This is a genomic window from Nocardioides sp. NPDC054178 (assembly GCF_055585005.1).
In genome coordinates, this window is the sequence record NZ_JBVJKY010000001.1 from 523,121 (window position 1) to 544,679 (window position 21,559).

General features: G+C 69.4%; 24 protein-coding genes and 1 tRNA gene. 13 read left to right on the forward strand and 12 right to left on the reverse strand.

The genetic code is table 11. The features are described from left to right. Positions 1–47: 47 nt before the first annotated feature. Together ACZ6WN_RS02510 and ACZ6WN_RS02515 are read left to right on the forward strand one after the other, a co-directional pair. Positions 48–506, forward strand: coding sequence for an ACT domain-containing protein (locus tag ACZ6WN_RS02510; RefSeq protein WP_465863508.1), 459 nt, complete (start codon positions 48–50; stop codon positions 504–506). Then, positions 503–1,546, forward strand: a complete 1,044-nt coding sequence (locus ACZ6WN_RS02515) for an aspartate-semialdehyde dehydrogenase (protein WP_465862483.1) — start codon at positions 503–505, stop codon at positions 1,544–1,546. The genes ACZ6WN_RS02510 and ACZ6WN_RS02515 overlap by 4 nt, the downstream gene beginning before the upstream one ends. A gap of 308 nt (positions 1,547–1,854) precedes the next feature. Here the strand turns inward: ACZ6WN_RS02515 and ACZ6WN_RS02520 are convergent, their stop codons facing one another. From ACZ6WN_RS02520 to ACZ6WN_RS02535, 4 genes are all read right to left on the reverse strand, one after another. Further along, complete coding sequence (locus ACZ6WN_RS02520) at positions 1,855–2,604, reverse strand: hypothetical protein (protein WP_465862485.1); 750 nt, start codon at positions 2,602–2,604, stop codon at positions 1,855–1,857. Positions 2,605–2,641: 37 nt separating this feature from the next. Next, on the reverse strand, positions 2,642–3,100 hold the full coding sequence (locus tag ACZ6WN_RS02525) for a nitroreductase family deazaflavin-dependent oxidoreductase (protein ID WP_465862486.1): 459 nt from the start codon (positions 3,098–3,100) through the stop codon (positions 2,642–2,644). A gap of 73 nt (positions 3,101–3,173) precedes the next feature. After that, positions 3,174–3,247 (reverse strand) — tRNA-Pro (locus tag ACZ6WN_RS02530). Positions 3,248–3,320: 73 nt separating this feature from the next. After that, positions 3,321–4,265, reverse strand: coding sequence for a metallophosphoesterase (locus tag ACZ6WN_RS02535; RefSeq protein ID WP_465862488.1), 945 nt, complete (start codon positions 4,263–4,265; stop codon positions 3,321–3,323). Between the two features lie 25 nt (positions 4,266–4,290). On the opposite strand from ACZ6WN_RS02535, the gene ACZ6WN_RS02540 reads away from it, so the two are divergent. After that, the gene (locus ACZ6WN_RS02540) at positions 4,291–4,749 is read left to right on the forward strand and encodes a GatB/YqeY domain-containing protein (protein WP_465862489.1); all 459 of its coding nucleotides are present in this window, start codon (positions 4,291–4,293) and stop codon (positions 4,747–4,749) included. 70 nt (positions 4,750–4,819) lie between these two features. Here the strand turns inward: ACZ6WN_RS02540 and ACZ6WN_RS02545 are convergent, their stop codons facing one another. Next, on the reverse strand, positions 4,820–7,258 hold the full coding sequence (locus ACZ6WN_RS02545) for a transglycosylase domain-containing protein (protein WP_465862491.1): 2,439 nt from the start codon (positions 7,256–7,258) through the stop codon (positions 4,820–4,822). 228 nt (positions 7,259–7,486) lie between these two features. Between ACZ6WN_RS02545 and ACZ6WN_RS02550 the strand changes: the two genes are divergently transcribed. Continuing rightward, positions 7,487–7,762 carry a WhiB family transcriptional regulator gene (locus tag ACZ6WN_RS02550; protein WP_045548985.1) on the forward strand — a complete coding sequence of 92 codons (276 nt, stop codon included), beginning with the start codon at positions 7,487–7,489 and terminating at the stop codon, positions 7,760–7,762. 103 nt (positions 7,763–7,865) lie between these two features. Here the strand turns inward: ACZ6WN_RS02550 and bagB are convergent, their stop codons facing one another. The 3 genes from bagB to ACZ6WN_RS02565 all read right to left on the reverse strand — a co-directional run bounded on the left by bagB (position 7,866) and on the right by ACZ6WN_RS02565 (position 11,013). After that, positions 7,866–9,032, reverse strand: a complete 1,167-nt coding sequence (bagB, locus tag ACZ6WN_RS02555) for an ATPase BagB (RefSeq protein ID WP_465862493.1) — start codon at positions 9,030–9,032, stop codon at positions 7,866–7,868. 76 nt (positions 9,033–9,108) lie between these two features. Then, positions 9,109–10,125 (reverse strand): ATPase BagA, encoded by a 1,017-nt coding sequence (gene bagA, locus ACZ6WN_RS02560; protein WP_357337166.1) that lies wholly within the window; start codon positions 10,123–10,125, stop codon positions 9,109–9,111. Between the two features lie 72 nt (positions 10,126–10,197). Further along, positions 10,198–11,013: a maleylpyruvate isomerase family mycothiol-dependent enzyme gene (locus tag ACZ6WN_RS02565; RefSeq protein WP_465862495.1), complete on the reverse strand. Its 816-nt coding sequence runs from the start codon at positions 11,011–11,013 to the stop codon at positions 10,198–10,200. A 92-nt stretch (positions 11,014–11,105) separates the two neighbouring features. Here ACZ6WN_RS02565 and ACZ6WN_RS02570 point away from each other — a divergent pair, with 92 nt between their 5' ends. From ACZ6WN_RS02570 to ACZ6WN_RS02590, 5 genes are read left to right on the forward strand one after another with little or no spacing between them, the layout of a single operon-like run. Beyond that, positions 11,106–11,261 (forward strand): DUF4177 domain-containing protein, encoded by a 156-nt coding sequence (locus tag ACZ6WN_RS02570; protein ID WP_141791386.1) that lies wholly within the window; start codon positions 11,106–11,108, stop codon positions 11,259–11,261. After that, positions 11,258–11,716 carry a RidA family protein gene (locus tag ACZ6WN_RS02575; RefSeq protein ID WP_465862497.1) on the forward strand — a complete coding sequence of 153 codons (459 nt, stop codon included), beginning with the start codon at positions 11,258–11,260 and terminating at the stop codon, positions 11,714–11,716. The genes ACZ6WN_RS02570 and ACZ6WN_RS02575 overlap by 4 nt, the downstream gene beginning before the upstream one ends. Positions 11,717–11,766: 50 nt before the next feature. Next, positions 11,767–12,648, forward strand: coding sequence for an NUDIX hydrolase (locus tag ACZ6WN_RS02580; RefSeq protein WP_465862499.1), 882 nt, complete (start codon positions 11,767–11,769; stop codon positions 12,646–12,648). Next, complete coding sequence (locus tag ACZ6WN_RS02585) at positions 12,645–13,439, forward strand: MBL fold metallo-hydrolase (protein ID WP_465862500.1); 795 nt, start codon at positions 12,645–12,647, stop codon at positions 13,437–13,439. The genes ACZ6WN_RS02580 and ACZ6WN_RS02585 overlap by 4 nt, the downstream gene beginning before the upstream one ends. 17 nt (positions 13,440–13,456) lie before the next feature. Beyond that, positions 13,457–14,053: a YdeI/OmpD-associated family protein gene (locus tag ACZ6WN_RS02590; RefSeq protein ID WP_465862501.1), complete on the forward strand. Its 597-nt coding sequence runs from the start codon at positions 13,457–13,459 to the stop codon at positions 14,051–14,053. 92 nt (positions 14,054–14,145) lie between these two features. On the opposite strand, the gene ACZ6WN_RS02595 is transcribed toward ACZ6WN_RS02590, so the two are convergent. Continuing rightward, complete coding sequence (locus tag ACZ6WN_RS02595; RefSeq protein WP_008356269.1) at positions 14,146–14,823, reverse strand: Crp/Fnr family transcriptional regulator; 678 nt, start codon at positions 14,821–14,823, stop codon at positions 14,146–14,148. Positions 14,824–15,010: 187 nt separating this feature from the next. On the opposite strand from ACZ6WN_RS02595, the gene nth reads away from it, so the two are divergent. Genes nth through ACZ6WN_RS02615 form a run of 4 tightly spaced genes read left to right on the forward strand, consistent with a single transcriptional unit; the run spans position 15,011 to position 18,238 of the window. Next, positions 15,011–15,727, forward strand: a complete 717-nt coding sequence (nth, locus tag ACZ6WN_RS02600; RefSeq protein WP_465862503.1) for an endonuclease III — start codon at positions 15,011–15,013, stop codon at positions 15,725–15,727. After that, the gene (locus ACZ6WN_RS02605) at positions 15,727–16,371 is read left to right on the forward strand and encodes a TlpA family protein disulfide reductase (RefSeq protein WP_465862504.1); all 645 of its coding nucleotides are present in this window, start codon (positions 15,727–15,729) and stop codon (positions 16,369–16,371) included. Before nth ends, ACZ6WN_RS02605 begins: the two co-directional genes overlap by 1 nt. Next, positions 16,368–17,063, forward strand: coding sequence for an NUDIX hydrolase (locus ACZ6WN_RS02610; protein ID WP_465862505.1), 696 nt, complete (start codon positions 16,368–16,370; stop codon positions 17,061–17,063). Before ACZ6WN_RS02605 ends, ACZ6WN_RS02610 begins: the two co-directional genes overlap by 4 nt. Then, a complete protein-coding gene (locus ACZ6WN_RS02615) occupies positions 17,060–18,238 on the forward strand; it encodes a MarP family serine protease (RefSeq protein WP_465862507.1) in 1,179 nt (392 codons plus the stop codon). Before ACZ6WN_RS02610 ends, ACZ6WN_RS02615 begins: the two co-directional genes overlap by 4 nt. Positions 18,239–18,710: 472 nt before the next feature. Here the strand turns inward: ACZ6WN_RS02615 and ACZ6WN_RS02620 are convergent, their stop codons facing one another. The 3 genes from ACZ6WN_RS02620 to nhaA form a co-directional block, all read right to left on the reverse strand. After that, positions 18,711–19,643, reverse strand: a complete 933-nt coding sequence (locus ACZ6WN_RS02620; RefSeq protein ID WP_465862509.1) for a DUF559 domain-containing protein — start codon at positions 19,641–19,643, stop codon at positions 18,711–18,713. Positions 19,644–19,789: 146 nt separating this feature from the next. Continuing rightward, positions 19,790–20,197 (reverse strand): phage holin family protein, encoded by a 408-nt coding sequence (locus ACZ6WN_RS02625; RefSeq protein ID WP_465862510.1) that lies wholly within the window; start codon positions 20,195–20,197, stop codon positions 19,790–19,792. 42 nt (positions 20,198–20,239) lie between these two features. Next, complete coding sequence (gene nhaA, locus ACZ6WN_RS02630) at positions 20,240–21,538, reverse strand: Na+/H+ antiporter NhaA (protein ID WP_465862512.1); 1,299 nt, start codon at positions 21,536–21,538, stop codon at positions 20,240–20,242. Between the last annotated feature and the right edge of the window lie 21 nt (positions 21,539–21,559).

Here is a 21,559-nt window from a genome sequence, read left to right on the forward strand (position 1 = left end):
AGATCGTCGGCATCGCGCACGACCGCAGCGAAGCCAAGATCACCCTGGTGGGTGTCACCGACGAGCCGGGCGAGGCGGCCCGCGTCTTCGACACCCTCGCCGAGGCCGGCATCAACATCGACATGATCGTCCAGAACGTCTCGGCCGAGGAGACGCGACGCACCGACATCTCGTTCACGCTCCCGCGCACCGACGTGAAGTTGGCCCGAGCGGCCCTGGGCGACATCCAGAGCGAGATCGGCTTCGCCGACCCGATCGCCGACGAGCAGATCGGCAAGCTCTCCATCGTCGGTGCGGGGATGCGTACGCATCCGGGGATCACCTCGCGATTCTTCGCCGCGCTCGCCGCTGCGGGAGTCTTCATCCGGATGGTGTCGACCTCGGAGATCAGGGTCTCGGTGCTCGTCAGCGCCGACGACCTCGACCGCGCCGTGCGCGCCACACACAAAGCATTCGGCCTCGACAGCGACGTAGAGGCCATCGTCTACGGAGGGACCGGCCGATGAGCATCAATCTGGGAATCGTGGGAGCGACCGGACAGGTGGGCGTCGCCGTACGCCAGATCCTGCTCGAGCGCGGCTTCCCGCTGGGCGAGGTCCGTTTCTTCGCCTCGGCACGCTCGGCCGGCAAGACCATCGAGTTCGGTGACCGCTCGGTCGTTGTCGAGGACGCCGCCACCGCTGACCCGTCGGGCCTCGACATCGCGATCTTCTCCGCCGGTGGCGCCACCTCCAAGGCGCTGGCGCCGAAGTTCGCGGACGCCGGTGTGATCGTCATCGACAACTCCTCGGCGTGGCGCAAGGACCCGGAGATCCCCCTGGTCGTCTCCGAGGTCAACCCCTCGGCGATGGACGGGGTGATCGCGGCCCGCCAGGGCATCATCGCCAACCCCAACTGCACCACGATGGCCGCGATGCCGGCCCTCAAGGCGCTCCACGACGAAGCCGGTCTCGAGCGCCTCATCGTGTCGACCTACCAGGCGGTCTCGGGCTCCGGCGTCGCCGGTGTCGAGGAGCTCGTCAACGGCGTCGCCGCCGCCGGTGACAAGGCCCGCGAGCTGGCCTACGACGGCTCCGCGATCGCGTTCCCGGAGCCGGACAAGTACGTCGAGACCATCGCCTACAACGTTCTCCCGCTGGCCGGGTCGCTGGTCGACGACGGCCTGAACGAGACCGACGAGGAGCAGAAGCTCCGCAACGAGTCCCGCAAGATCCTGTCCCTGCCCGACCTGCGGGTCTCCGGCATCTGCGTCCGCGTCCCGGTCGTCACCGGTCACTCGCTCGCGATCAACGCCGAGTTCTCCTCGCCGCTGACCCCCGAGCGAGCCACCGAGATCCTGTCGAACGCCCCGGGCGTCGAGCTTCGCGAGGTACCCACTCCGCTGTACGCCGCCGGCAAGGACCCCTCCTACGTCGGCCGGATCCGCCAGGACGAGGGCGTACCGGACAACCGTGGCCTCGCGCTGTTCATCTCCAACGACAACCTCCGCAAGGGCGCTGCGCTCAACACGGTCCAGATCGCTGAGCTGGTAGCCGCCGCCCTCTGACGAGACGTCAGGTACGTCGGCCGAGGTGGCACCGTGGTGACGCTTCGGCCGACGGGGGTGACGTCTCGGTCGACGGGGGTGACGTCTCGGTCGACGGGGGTGACGCTTCGCCCGACCGGGCTGACGCTTCGGTCGACCGGGCTGACGTCTCGCCCGACCGGGCTGACATCTCGCCCGACCGGGCTGACGTCTCGCCCGACCGGGCTGACATCTCGCCCGACCGGGCTGACGTCTCGCCCGACCGGGGTGACGCTTCGGCCGAAGGGGCTGACGTCTCGGCCGTCGGGGTGACGTCTCGGCCTTGGCGGTCAGTCGATGTAGTTGGTCGTGACCCAGTAGGCGAGGGCGTAGGCGGCGGCGGAGAGGATCACGACGATGATCACTCCCCAGGCGTGGACGAAGAGGTCGGTGAGGAAGAGCATCGAGAGTACGGCGACGAGGGCCGAGCCGAGGAAGCTGATCGTGAAGGGGGAGCGGGCGGCGGCCAGGCGGAGGAGGTAGCCGCCGACGATGATCGCGAGGGCGAAGACGGCGATGAGGATGATCGCTCCCTTGTCGCCGAGCGACGAGGTGCCTCGTGTCCACTGGCTCACGGTGCCGCTGAACCAGACGGCCAGGGCCATGAATGCGCCGACGATGGCCCCGATCATGACCGCTGCGGACAGACCCGACGGAGTGCCGACATTGATCCGTCGCCGGCTCGGGTCCTTGGGCTCCCTGGGCGCCTTGGGGGCTTTCGGTTCCTTCGCAGGCTTGGGCGGCTTCTGCGCCTTCTGCTTCTTCGCCGGCTTCGCGGCCGGTTTCTCCGCAGACTCCTCCGCAGGCGGCTCGGGAGCGATGACGGGTGGTGCCGTCTTCTCCAGCACCTGGGTCTTCTCCGCCGAGGCTGACTCGACCGGAACGGCCTCGACCGATGCCGTCTCGACCCGAGTCTTCGGGGGCTGAGCCTTCTGGGGCTGGGTCTTCTCTGGCTTGACGTTCGCCGGCTTCGTACCCCCACGCTTCTTCTTGAAACCGAACGACGGCGCGGCGAGCTTGTCGGCGGGGTCGTTGCTCATGAGGGGCAGTTTCGCATGCCGAGCGTCACATTTGAACTCAGGCGCGGGTCAGACGGATGACCGGGATCTCGCGGTCGGTCTTCTCCTCGTAGGTTCCGAAGTTGGCAGCGGAGGCGACGATCCTGGCCCAGGCCTGCGCCCGCGCCTCACCGTGGAGCTGCTCGGCCGTCACCGGAATGGTCTCGCCGCCCAACTCGATCGTGACCCGGTCGGGGTTGGCGGCGAGGTTGTAGTACCAGGCAGGGTTCTTGGCCGCGCCGCCGGCGGAGGCGACGACCAGCCAGGTGCCGTCATCGCCCGGGAACCAGGCCAGTGGCGACGAACGGGGTTCGCCGCTCTTCTTGCCGATCGTGGTGAGCACGAGGAGGCGCATCCCGGCCGTCGTGGCCTTGCTCTTGCGGGCGCGGCTCATCATCAGCTTGTTGCCCAGCTTGAGGAGGAGGTTGGCCGAGGGCTGCCTGGCGCCGCGGGTGCCGTTGCGCGTGTCGAAGCTCATGGCGACGACACTACTGCCTCGGAAAACGGGATCAGGCTCGGAGATCTTGCGATCTCCGAGCCTGAGCTCGATGTCGGGTTGACAGGATTTGAACCTGCGGCCCCCTCGTCCCGAACGAGGTGCGCTACCAAGCTGCGCTACAACCCGAATGCTGCACCGAACAAACGGTCCAACGAGGAATGAGCATAGCCCAGAGACTCCCCGGACCCGTAATCGGGCCCTACCGACGAGAGGACCCACGCGGGGTGAGCGTTAGGAGGGTCGCCTCGGGCCGGCAGGCGATGCGGATCCGGGTGTAGGGCGAGGTGCCGAGGCCGGCGGACACGTGCAGCCAGGCCTGGCGTCCGGCGTGGGTGTGAGTGTGCAGTCCGCGCACCCGGGCGGGGTCGAGATCGCAGTTGGTGGCCAGGGCTCGGCCGCCCGGCAGGCAGATCTGACCGCCGTGGGTGTGGCCGGCCAGGATCGCGTCGTAGCCGTCGGCGGTGAACTGGTCCAGGACTCGTAGATAGGGGGCGTGGGCGACCCCGAGGCGTACGTCCGCGGCCGGGTCCGCGGGGCCGCGGACCGCCGACAGGTCGTCGAGGCGCAGGTGGGGGTCGTCGACGCCCGCGAAGGCGATCTCGATGCCCTTGACGGTCAACGAGGAGCGCGTGTTGGTGAGGTCCAGCCAGCCGGACTTGGTGAAGGACGCGGACAGGTCACGCCAGGGGAGCTGGGGCACGTTCGTCTGCCGCTTGCCGTTGTCCGGCAGCAGGTAGCCGATCGGGTTGCGCAGCCGCGGCTCGTAGTAGTCGTTGGAGCCGTGCACGAAGACGCCCGGTACGTCGAGCAGCGTGCCGAGGGCGTTGACGATCGACGGCACCGCCCGCTGGTGGGCCAGGTTGTCACCGGTGTCGACGACCAGGTCGGGCTTCAGCGCGGCCAGCGACGCGATCCAGTCGAGCTTCTTGTGCTGCGAGGGAACCACGTGCATGTCGGAGAGATGGAGCACCCGCAGCGGGTCCGCGCCCTCGGGCAGCACGGGCAGCCCGACGTGGCGCAGCGTGTACTGACGGGCCTCCCACAAGGCGTACGCCGTGATGGCCGCGCCGGTGGCGAGCCCGGTGCCCAGTGCTGTGCCGACTACTGGGCCGATTGCTGGGCCGATTGCTGAGGCGAGCCGCATGGCTCAACCCTGCCACAATGGGTCCATGAGCACTCTGAAGGACCAGCTGAGGACCGACCTGACCTCCGCGATGAAGGCCCGTGACAAGGAGCGCGCCGGCACGCTGCGCATGGTCATGGCCTCGATCACCGAGGCCGAGGTCGCCGGCAAGGAGGCCAAGGAGCTCACCGACGACGAGATCATCACGATCCTGACCCGCGAGGCCAAGAAGCGGCGCGAGGCGGCGACGGCCTTCGCCGACGGTGGTCGCGCCGAGCAGGCCGAGAAGGAGACCGCGGAGGCCGCGGTGATCACCGAGTACCTGCCCGCTCAGCTGAGCGCCGAGGAGATCTCCGACCTGGTCAGCAAGGCCATCGCCCAGACCGGTGCGGCCGAGGAGGGGATGCGCGCCATGGGCAAGGTGATGGGCGTGCTGACCCCGCAGACCAAGGGCAAGGCCGACGGCGGCGCCGTGGCCGCCGAGGTGCGCAAGCAGCTCGCCTGAACGGTAGTCCGAGAACGACTGTGGCCCCACCGAATCGGTGGGGCCACAGTCGTTTGGACAGGGTTCGGCGTCAGCCGGTCGGCCATTCCCAGCCGAAGTCGGGCTCTTCCTCGACCGCGGCCGGTTTCTCGTTGCCGCCGCCGGGCTTCTTCCTGTCCGGCTGCTTCTTCTTCTCGGGCTTGGGGTCGGGCTTCGGCTCCGGGCCGAGCGAGGTGTAGATCGTGATCGGCGATCCCTCGGCAGCGTCACCGGAGGGCGTGGTGAAGGCGACCAGGCCCGGGTCGTACTCCGAGTGCGCCTGCGGGCCCACCTGGACCTGGAACCCGGCCTTCCTCAGCACCTTCGTCGCCTTCTCGACGGTCATGCCGCCGACCCAGGGGACGTCGACCGTGTGACCCGCGATCACGTTCGGGTCGGGCTCCTCGAAGTCGACCCACTTGAGGTACTTGTCGATCACCTGCATCGCGTCGCCCCACATCGGGCCGGCGAAACCGGATCCCGATGCGGTGGCGATGTAGTCGCCGCCGATGTACTGGCCCTGGAGTCCCAGCGGCGTGCCCGCCGAGTTGGCTCCGGCGATCATCGCCGCGGTCGCGAGCCGCGGCGTGTAGCCCATCAGCCACACCGCCTTGTTGTCCTGCGTGGTGCCGGTCTTGCCGGCGCTCGGCACCGACAGGGCCAGGTTCTGGCCGAAGCCGCCCGGCTCCATCACGCCGCGGAGGATGTCGTTGACCGCGTCGGCGGTGCCCTTGGCCATCGCCTGCTCGCAGGTCGGCTCGTACTTCTTGATCACCTTGTCGTTGGCGTCGAGGATCTCGTTGACCGGCACCGAGTCGCAGTGCTTGCCACGGGCGCCGAACGTCGCGTACGCCTCCGCCATCTCGAGCGGGCTGACGTCGACGACGCCGAGGGTGAAGGTGGGTACGCGCTCGGCGCCGCCGCAGCGGGTCTCGCTCGGCTTGCAGACGTGACCGTCGTCGAAGCTGACCCCGAACGGGGCGGTGAGCTTGACGCCCATCTTCTGCGCCATCTTGTAGGGCGTGCACATCCCGGTGAGCTGGAAGAGCTGGGCGTAGAAGGTGTTCACGGACTCCCGGGTGCCGGTGTAGGCGTCCTTGCTGCCCGAGGTGGTGGAGTTGTGGAAGGTGTGCGAACCGACGCGGTTGCCGTCGCCCGGGCAGCCGGCGAAGGTGGACTCGTTGAGGGTCAGCTCCTCGGGGGAGTTGATCTTCTGCTTGAGCGGGAAGCCCTGCTCGATGGCGGCGGCCAGGGTGAACGCCTTGAAGGTCGACCCGGCCTGGAAGCCGTTGGAGTCGCCGGCCTTCTCCTTCGGGACCAGGTAGTTGAGGTAGGACTGGCCCTTCTTCTTGTTGTCACCCATCGGACGGGACTGGGCGAGCGCCCGGACCCGACCGGTGCCGGGCTCGACCATGGCCAGCGCGCCGATGGCCTGGTCGGTGGCGTGGACGTGATCCTCGACCGACTCCTGAGCGGCGTCCTGGAACCGCTGGTCCAGCGTGGTCTTGATGGTCAGTCCGCCCGACTTGATCAGCGCGAGCCGGTCGGTCTCGTTCTCGCCGAAGGCCGGGTCCTTGAGCAGCCACTTGATCACGTAGTCGCAGAAGAACTCCGCCGACGAGCCGAGGCAGCCGTTGCGCTGCTTCTGGACGTTGAGGCCGAGGCTGGCGTCCTTCAGCTTCTCCGCCTCGGGCCGGGAGACGACCTTGAGGGCGGCCATCCGGTCGATGACGACGTTGCGGCGGGCGATGGTGGCGTCGGGGTAGTTGGTCGGGTCGTAGCCGGTGGGGTTCTTCACCATCCCGGCCAGCATCGCCGCCTGCTGCCAGTTGAGCTCGGAGGCGTTGACGTTGAAGTAGTGCTTGGCGGCGGCCTGGACGCCGTAGGAGCCGTCGCCGAAGTAGGCCGCGTTGAGGTAGCGCTCGAGGATCCAGTCCTTGGAGTGCTGCTCCTCCAGCGCGATCGCGTAGCGCAGCTCACGGATCTTGCGGGCCGTCGACTTCTCGATGGCCGCCTTGCGCTCGGCCTCGGTCTTCGCGGAGTAGACCAGCGTCGTCTTCACCAGCTGCTGGGTGATCGAGGAGCCACCCTGCACGGAGTCGCTGGCTTGGTTGGTGATCAGCGCGCGCAGCGTGCCCTTGAGGTCCATCGCGCCGTGCTGGTAGAAGCGGTAGTCCTCGATCGCCAGCAGTGCCTTCGTCATGTTGGACGAGATCTGGTCGAGAGGACGGTAGACGCGGTTCTGGTCGTAGAGCGTCGTGATCAGGTTGCCCTTGCGGTCGACGATCTTGGTCGTCTGGGACATGTCGTCGACCTCGAAGGCCTTCGGCAGCGAGTCCATCTTCTCGGCGGTCTCCTTGGCCGCGATCCCGGCCACACCGGCGAAGGGGATGGCGAGACCCGCGGCGACGACTCCGAGGACGGCTGCCACGCCGCACATGACGGCGAGGTGCTTGAGCACGGTCTGCGGGCGCAGCGACGGCGAGGACATGCTCGTCATCGTAGGTGATCGCGGCTAATAGCACATGATTCGCAACCGGGGCCGGACAGGGAGGCCACAAACGGGGTCCCGAGGCCCCTTCTAGTCATTTAGAACTACGTACTTTGGGTCAGAAGGGTGTGTCACTCGACCGGTCAAGGTCCTTAACCTTTAGTCCGCACGGGCGCCCACGCCGTCATTTGGGGAGGGCGATGCGCTCCGACGAAGGGATGGCACACAATGTGGGTTGATGAATGGTCGCTGCAGGCCGCTTGTCGTGAGAACGAGCCCGACGAGCTCTTCGTGCGTGGAGCCGAGCAGAACAAGGCGAAGATGGTCTGCTCCGGTTGCGTCGTCCGCACCGAGTGCCTCGCCGAGGCGCTCGACAACCAGATCGAGTGGGGTGTCTGGGGCGGGATGACCGAGCGCGAGCGTCGTGCGCTGCTCCGGCGCAGCCCGAACGCCTCCTGGCGCGCCGTGCTCGAGGCCGCGCGCACCCGCGCCTCGGTGGAGTGAACGCTCGTCCCCTACTCGAGTGGATCGCTGAAGATCTTGGTCTGAGCCAGGACGTACGTGACGTACGTGACGTACGTCCTGGCTCGACCTCTTTTCCGGGTGCTCAGCCCTGGGCCAGCAGCCGGCCGATCTCGCGGAGCCCGTCGAGATCGTGTACGTCACCGGGCAGCGCCGGCACGACGGCGGTCGGCACCTGGGGATGGGCGACCGCGAAGCGTTCGCGCAGCTGGTCCTGACGCTCGACCAGGAGCGCACGGTCGGCATGGAGCCGCAGCAGCCCGGCGGTGAGGGGCGCGTCGGGGAGACGCTCCGAGGCGGCCCCGGCCGCCGCGGCGGTCAGAGAGGCGTCGTCGGGCAGGGTGGCCCGGTTGACGACCAGGCCCTGGAGCGGCATCCGGTCGCCGGAGAGGCGCTCGACGAAGTAGGCGGCCTCGCGGAGCGCGTCGGGCTCGGGAGCCGCGATGACGAGGAAGGCGGTCTCGTCGGCCTGGAGCAGGGCGTACGTCTCCTGGGCTCGTTGCCGGAAGCCACCGAAGACGGTGTCGAGTGCGGTCACAAAGGTCTGCAGGTCGGTGAGCATCTGCCCGCCGAGCACCTTCTTGAGCGCGTTGGTGACGATGTTGATCCCGGCCGACATGAGGCGGACCGGACCCTTGGCCGGGGCCAGCATCAGGCGCAGGAAGCGCCCGTCGAGGAAGCTGGAGAGGCGCTCGGGGGCGTCGAGGAAGTCCAGCGCGCTTCGGCTCGGGGGCGTGTCGACGACGATCAGGTCGTAGTCGCCGTTGCCGCCGTTGTGGGCGAAGGAGTCGCGGTAGAGCTGGCCGAGCTTCTCCATCGCCATGTATTCCTGCGTGCCCGCGAAGCTGGAGCTCAGCGCGATGTAGAACTGGTTGTTGAGGATCTGCTGCGCCTTCTCGGGGCTGGCCTGGGACTCGACCACCTCGTCGAAGGTGCGCTTCATGTCGAGCATCATCGCGTCGAGCCGCCCGGGGCCGATCCCGGAAACGGTGCGAGGCGTGTTGTCGAGCCGCTCGATGCCCATCGACTGGGCGAGGCGTCGCGCCGGATCGATCGTCAGCACCACCACCTTGCGCCCGCGCTCGGCCGCTCGGAGGGCGAGCGCTGCCGAGGTGGTCGTCTTGCCCACGCCGCCGCTGCCGCAGCAGACGATGATGTGGGTGTCGCGGTCGTCGAGCAGCCGGTCGATCTCGAGGGCGCGGGTGTGGTCGGCGTGGGCGGCGAGCGGGCCGACGCGTGGATGCGACGTCATGCCGCCGCCTCCGTAGGACAGCGCCAAGAATACGGAACCGGCGGCACGACCCCTATGGTCGCTCGCTTGCGGTCGCTCATGCGAGCCCCTGGTCCTTGAGCTCGGCCGCGAGCTCGTAGAGCCCGCCGATGTCGATCCCGCCGGCGATCCGGTCGAGCTCGTAGGTCGGGACCCCGAGGCCGGCGACGAGGTCGCGCTGGGCGTCCTCGAGGGCTCGACGCTCGGCGTACTCCTTCGCCTCGTCGGCCAGGGCGGAGATCAGGGCGGGGTCGGGTTCGACGCCGGCGCGCTTGAGGTCCTCGGCGATCGTCTCGCTGTCGAGGGTGCCGGCGAGGGCGGGGGCGAGGGACTCGTCGGGGAGGTCGCGGGGGCGTACCTGGTTGACGATGACACCGCCGACCGGGAGCCCGGCGGCACGCAGCTCGCTGATGCCGTCGGCGGTCTCCTGGACCGGCATCTCCTCGAGCAGCGTGACCAGGTGGACCGCGGTGCGGCGGGAGCGGAACAGGGTCATCATCGTGTCGGCCTGGTTCTTGATCGGGCCGACCTTGGCCAGGCCGGCCACCGACTCGGAGACGTTGAGGAAGCTCGTGATCCGGCCGGTCGGCGGAGCGTCGAGCACGACGGCGTCGTAGGTCCGCGCGCCCTTGTTGCGACTGTTGCGCTGGACGGCCTCGAAGAGCTTGCCGGTGAGGAGGACGTCTCGGACCCCGGGAGCGATCGTGGTCGCGAACTCGATCACGCCGAACCGGTCGAGGGCGCGGCCGGCCGGGCCGAGCTTGTAGTACATCTTGAGGTATTCGAGGAGGGCTTCCTCAGGGGCGATGTGCAGGGCGTAGACGTTGCCGGGCTCGGCGTCGGCACCGGACCTCGACCGCATCCGCAGCCCGGTCGCGATGCGGGTCTCGGCATAGGGCAGCGGGTCGACGTCGAACATCCGCGCCACCCCCTGGCGGCCCTCGACCTCGCACAGCAGGACGTTCTTCCCGTGGGAGGCCAGCCCGAGCGCGAGGGCCGCAGCCACCGTCGACTTGCCCGTGCCACCCTTGCCGGTCACCACATGCAGCTGCACGTGTGGCCAGTCGGAGCTCATGCGCCGACTTTATCCGGGCTGAGGAGGTTGTGAACCCGAGAGTGACCTATCGATCACTCTCGGACTCGCAACTCAGGGGGTGATGTTGAGGTTCTCGACGATCTTGGTGCCGAGGGTGGCCTCGCCGGAGATCCTCACCTTGGCAGGGTCGGCCGAGGCACGTCCGCCGGCCAGCAGGACGTACGTCTCGCGGTCGGTGGAGAGGGTGACGGTGGGGTCGGCGACCGGGTCGGCCTGCGGGACGCCCTTGCCTTCCTTGGTGACGGTGAAGGCGTAGGGGTCGTGGCCCTCGACCTCGACGACGACCGTGGAGCCGGGGGCGCCGCCGGCCTTCTTGGCGAGCACGAAGCCGACGCCTTCGAGGAGGTAGTCGGCGGTGTGGAGGGCGCCGGGGCTGTCGAGGTTGCCGGGGCGACCGGTGGCGCGGCGGATGTCCTGTTCGTGCAGCCAGAGGTCGAGGGGGCGGTTGCGGAGCAGCTTGCCGGTGGTCCACCCGATCGCACCGAAGACGCCCGGCGCCGGTGCCGCGGGGTCCTCGGGCGGAGAGGCGAGCAGCTCGTCGTGGCGTACGGCGGTGTAGCGGCGGATCTCGTCGATGATGCTCGCCGGCGAGGCGTCGCGGCGGGTGATCACGCCGATCTCGGTGAACTGGCCCATCGGCGACTTGATGTGGGCCGACTCCGGCACGGAGACGTCCTCGCGGGGTGCGCCGGCGGTGAGGCCCTCCAGGTGAGCGACGTGGGAAGCGATGGCGCGGACGTCCCAGCCGGGGAGGTCGGTGGGCTGGTCCCAGTCCGGCTCGGAGAGCTCCTCCAGGAGCGCGAGGAGGTCCTGGACGGAGGACCACCAGGTGTCGACGTACGTCTTCAGCTGCTCTGTGGAAGTCACGGACCCGACGATAGTGGGCCGGATGCACGGTTGGAAGGTCAAACCTTCTCGCCGAGAAACCCGTCCGCGGGTCCGCGAAGTAGGGTGCCGATATGACCAAGTGGGAGTACCAGGTAGCGCCGATCCTCAACCACGCGGCGGCGCAGATCCTCAACAACTTCGGTGCCGACGGGTGGGAGCTCGTCTCCATCCTCGACAACGGCACCGGCAACTACGTCGGCTTCTTCAAGCGGGCGGTCTCGGAGTGAGCGGGCCCGAGGAGGTCCTCGCCGAGCTCGGGCTGAGCGTGCCGGACGTCGTGCCGCCGGTGGCTGCCTACATCCCGGCGGTGCGCTCGGGCAACCACGTGTTCACCTCGGGCCAGCTCCCGATGAAGGACGGCGCGCTGCTGTCCACCGGGAAGCTCGGTGGCGAGGTCTCGCCCGAGGAGGGCGTAGCGGCCGCGCAGCAGTGCGCGCTCAACGCGCTCGCCGCGGTGAAGGCCGAGATCGGCGATCTGTCGCTGGTCAAGCGGGTCGTCAAGGTGACCTGCTTCGTCGCCTCCACCCCTGACTTCACCAGCCAGCCGGGCATCGCCAACGGTGCTTCCGAGCTGCTCGGCAAGGTCTTCGGTGACGCTGGGCGCCATACCCGATCCGCCGTCGGCGTACCCGTGCTGCCGCTCGACTCTCCCGTCGAGGTGGAGATCATCGTCGAGATCTGAGCCTCGGACGGGGGTAGGGCCCTGGTGTGAGCGTCGCTACAGTGACGAACGTGCGTATCCCGATCCCTCCAGTCCGGCTTGGTGACGACATCGTGGCGTTGGCCGGGGAGTACGCCGAGGGCGTACGCACCCCGGTCGAGCCGCGCGACGCAGCGACGGTGCTGCTGCTGAGGCCGGGCTCCGGCGCCTCCTCCGGCCCGGAGGTCTATCTGCTCCGTCGGCAGCTGACGATGGGGTTCGCCGCCGGGATGGCCGTCTTCCCCGGCGGTGGCGTGGACGTACGCGATGCCGATCTGCCCGACTCCTGCTGGGCCGGGCCGTCCGCCGGTGAGTGGGCGCGCCGGCTCGGCGTCGAGGAGTCCCGGGCGCGGGCGCTGGTCGCCGCGGCGGTGCGGGAGACGTTCGAGGAGTGCGGCGTGCTGCTCGCGGGGACGTCGGCCGATGCCGTCGTCTCCGATGTCTCGGGCTCGGACTGGGAGACGGACCGGGTCGCCCTGGAGTCGCGCTCGCTGTCGTTGACCGAGATGCTGACCCGGCGTGGGCTGGTGCTGCGTACGGATCTGCTGGCGCCGTGGGCGGCCTGGACGACGCCCGTCTTCGAGCCGAAGCGCTTCGCGACCTGGTTCTTCGTCGCCCGGCTGCCCGAGGGGCAGGTGACCCGCGACGTGTCGACGGAGTCCTCCTCGGTGCACTGGCTGGGTGCCGCCGAGGCGGTCGACCAGGTCGAGGCCGGCGAGCTGGCGATGATGCCGCCGACCTACCTCAACTGTCTCGAGGTCGCCTCGATCGGCTCCGAGGACGACGTCCTCGCCGCCGCCGCGGAGCGCGAGCTGACCATGTTCACCCCGGCCGTCACGGCGGTCGACGGCGGCCACGCGCTGTCGATGCTGCCGCTGCACGCCACGCTCCTCGCCGGAAGGGGACGCTCATGAACGAGTCCTGGTCAGGCGGTGTTTTCGGCGAGCGCGGTCGCTGCATCCTCGCGCCCAACCCCGGGATCATGTCGCTCGACGGCACCAACACCTGGGTGCTGCGCGAGCCCGGCGCGCGCCGGTCGGTCGTGATCGACCCCGGGCCTCTCGACGAGGGGCATCTCGATGCGGTCGCGGAGGCGGCCGGCGAGGTGGCGACGGTGCTGCTGACCCATCATCACTACGACCACTCCGAGGCGGCACGGGCCTTCGCGGAGCGGGTCGGAGCCGGCGTACGCGCTCTTGATCCTGAATACCGGCTCGGCACCGAGGGGCTCGGCGACGGTGACGTCATCGAGGTCGACGGGCTGGAGATCCGCGTCGTCGGGACTCCCGGGCACACCTCGGACTCGTTGTCCTTCTGGCTGCCGGGCGATGGGGCGGTGCTGACCGGTGACACGGTCCTCGGGCGGGGGACCACGGTGGTCGCCCACCCCGACGGCGAGCTGGGCGCCTACCTCGACTCGCTCGACCGGCTCCACGCCTTGGCCTCCGAGCACGGTGTCGGCAGCGTCTGGCCCGGTCACGGCCCGGTCATCGGCAACGCACTGGGAGCCCTCGACTACTACATCGCCCACCGCCGCGAGCGCCTCGGCCAGGTCGAGGCCGCTGTGGCCGGGCTCGGGGTCACTCCGGCCGACGCAGACCCGCGGGCGATCGTCGAGATCGTGTACGCCGACGTCGACCAGGTCCTCTGGGGTGCCGCCGAGCTCTCGGTGAGGGCGCAATTGGCTTATCTCGCCGAGCGCTGAGGCCTACTCTTCGGCTCATGGCCACCCTGCCCGGAGTCGAGCTCCTGCTACCCGATCCGCCCGCGTGGCGGACCTGGTTGGACGAGCACCATGCCGATACGCCCGCGGTCTGGCTGGTGCTGACCAAGAAGGGCGGCACGCTGACCACGCTGACCTGGCAGACCGCGCTCGACGAGGCGCTCTGCTTCGGCTGGATCGACGGTCAGGCCCGGCGGCGCGACGAGCAGTCGTCGTTCCAGCGGTTCACCCCGCGAGGGCCGAAGAGCCGCTGGTCACTGAGGAACGTCGAGCACATCGACCGTCTCGAGCACGAGGGCCGGATGACCGCCGCCGGGCGGGCCGCTGTGGAGGCGGCGAAGGCGGATGGGCGGTGGGAGGCGGCGTACGCCGGACCGGCCACCGCCGAGACCCCGCCCGACCTCCTCGCGGCGATCGCCGCGGTGCCCGAGGCGCAGGCGATGTACGACGTCCTCACCTCCCAGAACCGCTACGCCCTCTATCACCGCATCACCGCCCTGAAGACCGAGGCCGCGCGGGCGCGGCGGATCGAGGAGTACGTCGCCATGCTCGCTCGGCACGAGACGCTCCACCCCCAGAAGCGCCGGCCTCGATAGACCCGTCTGGGGGAAAACAAAGGCACGGCCTCCTTTCACCGGCTACTACGCCGGATGAGAGGAGGCCGGGTGCCTGTTGAAAGGTAAAAGAATCAGCGGGCGCGGCGGGCCATGCGCTCGATGTCCATGATGACGACGCTGCGGGGCTCGAGACGGAGCCAGCCGCGGCTGGCGAAGTCGGCCAGGGCCTTGTTGACGGTCTCGCGGGAGGCGCCGACGAGCTGGGCGAGCTCCTCCTGGGTGAGGTCGTGGTGGACGTGGACGCCGTCGTCGGCGGTGCGGCCGAAGCGGTCGGCGAGGTCGAGGAGGGCCTTCGCGACACGGCCGGGGACGTCGGAGAAGACGAGGTCGGCGACGACGTCGTTGGCCTTGCGGAGGCGGCCGGCCAGCTGGGCGAGCAGGCCGCGGGCGACGACCGGGCGGCCCTCGAGCCACTTGAGGAGGTCTTCGTGCGAGAGGCTCGCGAAGGCGGAGTCGGTGACCGCGGTGACGGTGGCCGAGCGGGGGCCGGGGTCGAAGAGGGAGAGCTCACCGAACATCTGGCCGGGGCCCATGATGGCGAGCAGGTTCTCGCGGCCGTCGGACGAGGTGCGGCCGAGCTTCACCTTGCCGTCGATCACGACGTACAGCTTGTCGCCGGAGTCGCCCTCGTGAAAGAGCACCTCTCCGCGGCGGAGCTTCGACTCTGCCATCGAGGCGTGCAGGGCCGTCATCGACTCGTCGTCGAGTGCGCTGAAGAGCGGTGCCTGACGGAGTACGTCGTTGTCCATTGCGGCCATTCCTCCTGGATTTTCCCCACATCCGCGGGTATTACACCGGGAATCCTATCTGTGGAACGTCTCACAAGTGCACATCACCCACCGATAAGGGCAGAAAGTGCATGTGTTGAGCGGTGTTTGTGGTAGCCGTCCTCCGGGCCGGATCGGCATTGTCGGTGCGGCCGCGTAGCCTTGCTGCGTGCCTGCCCAGAAGTTTGCGACTGAGACGCGCCTGGGTCTGGTGCGTCGTGCCCGTCGGATCGACCGCATCCTCGGTGAGACCTACCCCGATGCGAAGGCCGAGCTCGACTTCACCAACCCCTTCGAGTGCCTGGTCGTCACCGTGCTGAGCGCGCAGACGACGGACAAGCGGGTCAATCTGGCCTCGCCCGCCCTGTTCGCGGCGTACCCGACCGCGAAGGAGATGGCGGCCGCGCCCCGGGAGCACCTGGAGCAGCTCGTCGGGCCGCTCGGCTTCTTCCGCGCCAAGACCGACGCGCTGCTGAAGCTCAGCGCCGTCCTCGTGGAGGAGTACGACGGCGAGGTGCCCGACCGTCTGGAGCAGCTGGTCAAGCTGCCCGGTGTCGGGCGCAAGACCGCCAACGTGGTGCTCGGCAACGCCTTCGGCAAGCCGGGGATCACCGTCGACACGCACTTCGGACGCCTCTCCCGGCGCTTCGGCTGGACGACCGAGAAGGACCCGGTCAAGGTCGAGCACGAGGTCGGCGCGCTGTTCGAGAAGCGGGACTGGACGATGCTGTCGCACCACGTGATCTGGCATGGACGGCGGATCTGTCACGCCCAGAAGCCGGCGTGCGGTGCCTGTCCGGTGTCACAGCTGTGCCCTGCGTACGGGGAGGGCCCGACCGATCCTGACGCTGCCGCCAAGCTGGTCCGCACGGAGGGCCGCAACTGATGCTTCGTGTCCTGGGGAGAGCCCGGGTCGCGTCGGCAGCCGCCCTGCTGCTGGCGGTCCTGGCGGGTTGCGGCGCCGATCCCTCGAGCGGTGGCGGGCAGTCCGGCGCGCCGCTCGCCGACGGGCCGTCCTCCTCCAAGGTCGACGTCGCCACCGCGGAGATGGTCGCGGCCAAGAAGGCATCGAAGGTGGAGGCCTGCCAGGAGGGGCCCGCGAATGACGGCGGACTGCCGTCGATCGTGCTGGCCTGCCTCGGCGGTGGCGAGTCCGTCGACCTCGCGTCGTTCGAGGGACCGATGGTGATCAACCTCTTCCAGGGTTTCTGTGCGCCCTGCAAGGAGGAGATGCCCGCGCTGCAGAGCTTCTACGAGACCTACGGCGACGAGGTGCCGGTGATCGGCATCGACGTGATGGACACCGTCCCCGGGGTCGCGCTCGAGGAGGCGATCTCGCGCGGGGTGACCTTCCCGATGTACGCGGATCCTGGCGGTGAGCTGCAGGGCGGGTCGCTCACGGCGCGCTCGGTGCCGGCGACGTACGTCCTGTCCTCCTCCGGCGAGGTGGAGCTGCTGCAGATGGGTGGCATGACCAGTGCGACCCAGGTCAAGGAGCTCGTGGAGAAGAAGCTGGGGATCACGCTGTGAGCGAGCGTCAGGCGGCCAACGGGACGCGGCCGGAGTGGTTCGAGGAGATCGTCGAGGCGGCGCAGCAGATCCAGGGCGAGGACATCTCTCAGTTCCTGCCGCCGGCCGACGGCAGCGCACGCGAGTCGGCCGTGCTGATGCTCTTCGGTGACGGGCCCTCGGGTCCTGATCTGCTGCTGACCGAGCGCTCGCACACGATGCGTTCGCACCCCGGACAGGTCTCGTTTCCCGGCGGCCGGCTCGAGCCGGGGGAGACGGCGGAGGAGGCTGCGCTGCGGGAGGCGTGGGAGGAGACCGGGCTCGACCCGACCGGTGTCGACGTGGTCGGCCGCCTCCCGGCGCTGTGGATCCCGTTCTCCAACCACGCGGTGGTGCCGATCATCGCGTGGTGGCGCGAGCCGTCTCCGGTCACCAACCGGTCGCTCGAAGAGGTGCACGCCGTCTACCGGGTGCCGTTGTCGGATCTCATGGATCCGGCTCACCGGATTCAGGTCGGCGCGCCGGGCCGCAGCGGATGGCTGATGCCCGCGTTCTTGATCGGACCGGAGAAGGATGTCATCCTCTGGGGCTTCACCGGTGGAATCATCAGCCGCTTCTTCACCTATCTCGGGTGGATCACGGAGATTCCGGACGCCCCGATCAAGGAGTTGCCCGAATACATGCTGCAGGGACGCGAACGGAATCGGCCGTGAACTTTCTTGATTGGATCCTGATCATTCTCGTCGGGGCCTACGCGCTCTCGGGCTACTGGCAGGGCTTCATCACCGGCGCCTTCGCGACCGGCGGACTGCTGCTGGGTGGCTTCATCGGCATCTGGCTGGCACCGAAGGTGCTCGGCAGTGCGGCTCCGTCGTTGTGGGTCTCGCTCGGCGCCCTGTTCGTCGTGATCGCGTGTGCGTCGATCGGGCAGGCGGTGCTGCAGTACGGCGGAGTGCGCGTGCGGGACGAGATCACCTGGCAGCCGGCCCGGATCGTCGATGCGCTCGGAGGGTCGTTGCTCAGCGCGGCGGCCGTGCTGGTGGTCGCCTGGGCGCTCGGGGTCGCGGTCTCGGGGGCGCAGATCAACGGGCTCACGCCCGCGGTGCGTGGGTCGGCGATCCTGGCCAAGGTCGACTCGATCATGCCGTCGCCTGCCGACCGCGCGCTCAGCGCGTTCAACGACGTCGTCGGCACCTCGTTCTTCCCGCGCTACCTGGAGCCGTTCGCCCGCGAGCGGATCGTCGAGGTCGGACCCGGTCCGCGGCGGATGCTCACCGACCCCGATGTCGTACGCGCCGGCGAGTCGGTCCTCAAGATCCGCGGCGCCAACGAGTGCGGCAAGGGTGTCGAGGGCACCGGGTTCGTCATCGGCCGCGGCTATCTGATGACCAACGCCCACGTCGTCGCCGGCGTACACGACCCCAACGTCATCGTCGGTGACGGCGCCAACGACGCCAAGGTCGTCCACTACGACCCCGAGATCGACATCGCGGTCCTGAAGTTCGAGGGAGGCGGCAACCTCAAGCGGCTCGAGTTCGACAGCACTGCCGCCGCCGAGGACCCGATCGCCGTCCTGGGCTATCCGCAGGACGGCCCCTTCGACGTACAGCCCGGGCGTATCCGTGCCGAGCAGCGCCTCCGCTCGCCGGACATCTACGGCGTCGGCACCGTCATCCGCGACGTCTACTCCGTGCGTAGCCTCATCCGCCCCGGCAACTCCGGTGGCCCCATCGTCGACTCCGAGGGTGACGTCGTCGGCGTCGTCTTCGCCGCCTCGGTCACCGACTCCGAGACCGGCTACGCCCTCACCACCGACCAGGTCATCGACATCGCCCGCCAGGCTCGCTCCCAGACCGCCGCCGTCGACACCGGAGCCTGCGCCGGCTGACTCTCGCCGAGACGTCACACCGGTCGGCCGAGGCGTCACGCCGGTCGGCCGAGGCGTCACGCCGGTCGGCCGAGGCGTCACGCCGGTCGGCGAGGCGTCAGGTACGTCGGCCGAGACGTCACGTACGTCGGGGGGGGGGGGGGGGGGGGGGGCCCCACGCCCCCCCGGGGGGGGGGGGGGCCCCCCCCGGGGGGGCCGCCCCCCCCCCCCGGGGGGCCGACCGGGCGCGGGGGGGGGGGGGGGCCCGGGGCCGGGGGCGGGGCGCCCCCGCGGGGGGGGGGGGGGCGGGCCCGGGGCCCCCCCCCCCCCCGGCGGGGGGGGTTGGGGCGGGGGCCCCCCCCCCCCCCCCCACGGGAGTGACGCTTCGGCATGCCCGGGTGACGCCTCGAGCGACGGGAGCGACGCCTCGGCCGGTGGGCCTGACGCCTCGGCCGACGCGGGTGCCGCCTCGGCCGACGGGGTGCCGCTTCGATCAGAAGCGGCGGGAGGAGTAGGTCGGGATCAGGGCGTCCTTGATCTCGCGGAGCCAGGCGTCGAGACGGTCACCGGTGAAGTCGCCCTTCCGCACGATGACGATCGTCCAGCCGTGATCGATCAGCCAGCCTCGTCGCTCCTCGTCGTAGATGCGTTGGTCGGGATCGTCGTGGTCCTCCCCGTCGTACTCGATCGCGACCTTGGCGAGTCGATAGGCGAAGTCGAGGCGGTAGGTCGGGATCCCCTCGACGTCGACCCAGACCTGAGCCTCGGGAAGAGGAAGTCCGGCGTCGCTGATCGCGAGCAGGGTCCACGATTCGCGTTGGGACTCGAGGCGACGATTCAGCAGCGGGACGAGCTCGCGGAGCTGGACGACACCGCGACGCCCGCGAAAACGGGGCAGCTGCTGGTCGAGGGCGTCCCGCGTGATCCCGTGGTGTCTGGCGAACTCGTTGAGCGCCGCCATCGCCTCACGCCGGTTCAGGTTGCAGCCGAGGTCGAGCGCGGTGCGGAGCGGCGTCGTCACACGTACGCCGCCGATGGCCGTGATGTCCTCCGGCAGGAGGTCGCGCGAGCGGCCGTCGGTGCCCGGGCGCCGCGTGCGGGTGTGACCACGGACGGCACACGTCTCCACGGCCGGTAGCTGTGCCATCTCGGTCTCGGTGAAGGTGTTGACGCCGTGCACCCAGGCGGCGGTTCGGTCACTGATCACCTGGTGCGCGGAGACCACCTGCACGAGCGCCTCGGCGCGCTTCACCGGGTCGTCCTCCGCCTGCGCGGCGAGATAGACGCCCCGGAAGGGGCGGCGCACGTCCCCATGGTTGATCGCCTGGGCGAGTGCGTACCGGTTCGTCGCAACGGACTCGATGTCGGACGTGGTGAAGGGGCGCTCGGGCAGGTGGCTGTCGGTCTTGACGAGTGAGAGATTCATGGCCGCAGCGTGCGACAGGTCGCGGACGAAATCATCCGTCTACGCAGAGACTGTGGATAACTCCGGACCCAGCGCGCCCTGTGGACGGAAACTGGCCCGCCACCGTGACGCCTCGGCCGACGGGGCTGACGCCTCGGCGGGGAGGGTCAGTACTGGCCCCGGAGAGCCCGGGGGATCTCCTTGCCCTGGGCGATGGCCTTCTCGGGAGCCTTGACCTTCTTCACCTTGCGTACGCCGATGAAGGCGAGCAGGGCGGCGAGGAGGACGTAGAAGCCGAAGACGATGAGGAAGGACCAGTGCAGGCCGAGGCCGGTCAGGTGGATGAAGTAGGCCGCCGAGACGGAGAGCATGATCACGGCCAGGACCAGCAGGAACGCGGTGGCCGCGAAGAGACCGACGCCGACACCGGCGTTGGTCACCGAGACCTTGAGCTCCTGCTTGGCGAGCGTGATCTCCTTGTTGACGAGCTCGGAGATGTCGCGGGTGGCGTCGACGACGAGCTTGCCGATCGTCGGGTCCTCGTCGCCCGGGGACTTCACGATGTCGACTGCCATGGGAACCCTTCGCTGAACGTGTGTTGGGGAGCGCCCACGACCTTACCGGTCCAGACCCCGATCATCCTCGAACACGTCCGGCACGCCGTCGTTGTTGGCGTCGATCGTCTCCAGCTCCTCGATGCGGCGGTAGACGCGGTTGCGGGCCCGCAGCACCACCGTCGCCAGCAGTGCAGCCAGCACGGACCCGAACAGCACGCCCACCTTCATGTGGTCGTGAGCCGACGGATCCGAGCTGAAGGCGAGCTCGCCGATCAGCAGGGACACCGTGAACCCGATGCCGGCCAGCATCGCCATCCCGATCACGTCGGTCCAGGCGAGGTCGTCGTCGAGGGAGGCACGGGTGAACCGGGCCAGCAGCCAGGTCGACCCGGAGATCCCGATGGTCTTGCCGACGATCAGACCGAGGATGATGCCGAGCGTGATCGGGTCGTGCAGGGCTCCGGTGATGCCCGCCCAGCCGCCCAACGACACGCCGGCGGCGAAGAAGGCGAAGATCGGCACCGCGACGCCTGCCGAGATCGGCCGGACCAGGTGCTCGAAGTGCTCGGCGAGCCCGCGCTTGGCCTCCGGGTTGCGAGCGATCACGGGCACGGTGAACCCGAGCAGCACGCCGGCGACGGTGGCGTGGACGCCGCTGGAGTGGACGAGGGCCCAGGCGATCAGGGCGAGCGGGAGGAGCAGCCAGGGGCTGCGTACGCGGCGCTGCACGAGCACCGCGAAGAGCCCGATCGGGATGAGCGCGAGCAGGAGGTAGCCGATGTGCAGGTCGGAGGTGAAGAAGACCGCGATGACGATGATGCCGAGCAGGTCATCGACGACGGCGAGGGTCAGCAGGAACGTACGCAGCCCCGCAGGCAGGTGCGTCGAGATGACCGCCAGGATGGCGACCGCGAAGGCGATGTCGGTGGCCACCGGCGTTGCCCAGCCGGCCAGCGAGCCGTCTCCGATCAGGTTGACGGCCACGTAGACCAGCGCCGGCATGACCATGCCGCCGACCGCGGCAGCGATCGGCAGCGCGGCCCGCCGCGGGTCGCGCAGGTCGCCGGAGACGAACTCGCGCTTGAGCTCCAGGCCGGCGACGAAGAAGAAGATCGCCAGCAGGCCGTCGGCCGCCCACGCCCCGATGGTCAGATCGAGATGGAGGGACGCCGGTCCGACCCGGAAGTCGCGGACCGCTTCGTACGCCTCCTGCCAGGGGCTGTTGGCCAGGATCACCGCGATGAACGCGGCGATGATGAGGAGTACGCCGCCCGTCGTCTCGGCGCGCAGGATCTCGGCCGTCCGCGAGGTCTCCAGCCAGGATCCGCGGGTGAACAGGCGGTTGCGGGTGTCGGTCACGGGTGTGCCTCCAGGGGCTCA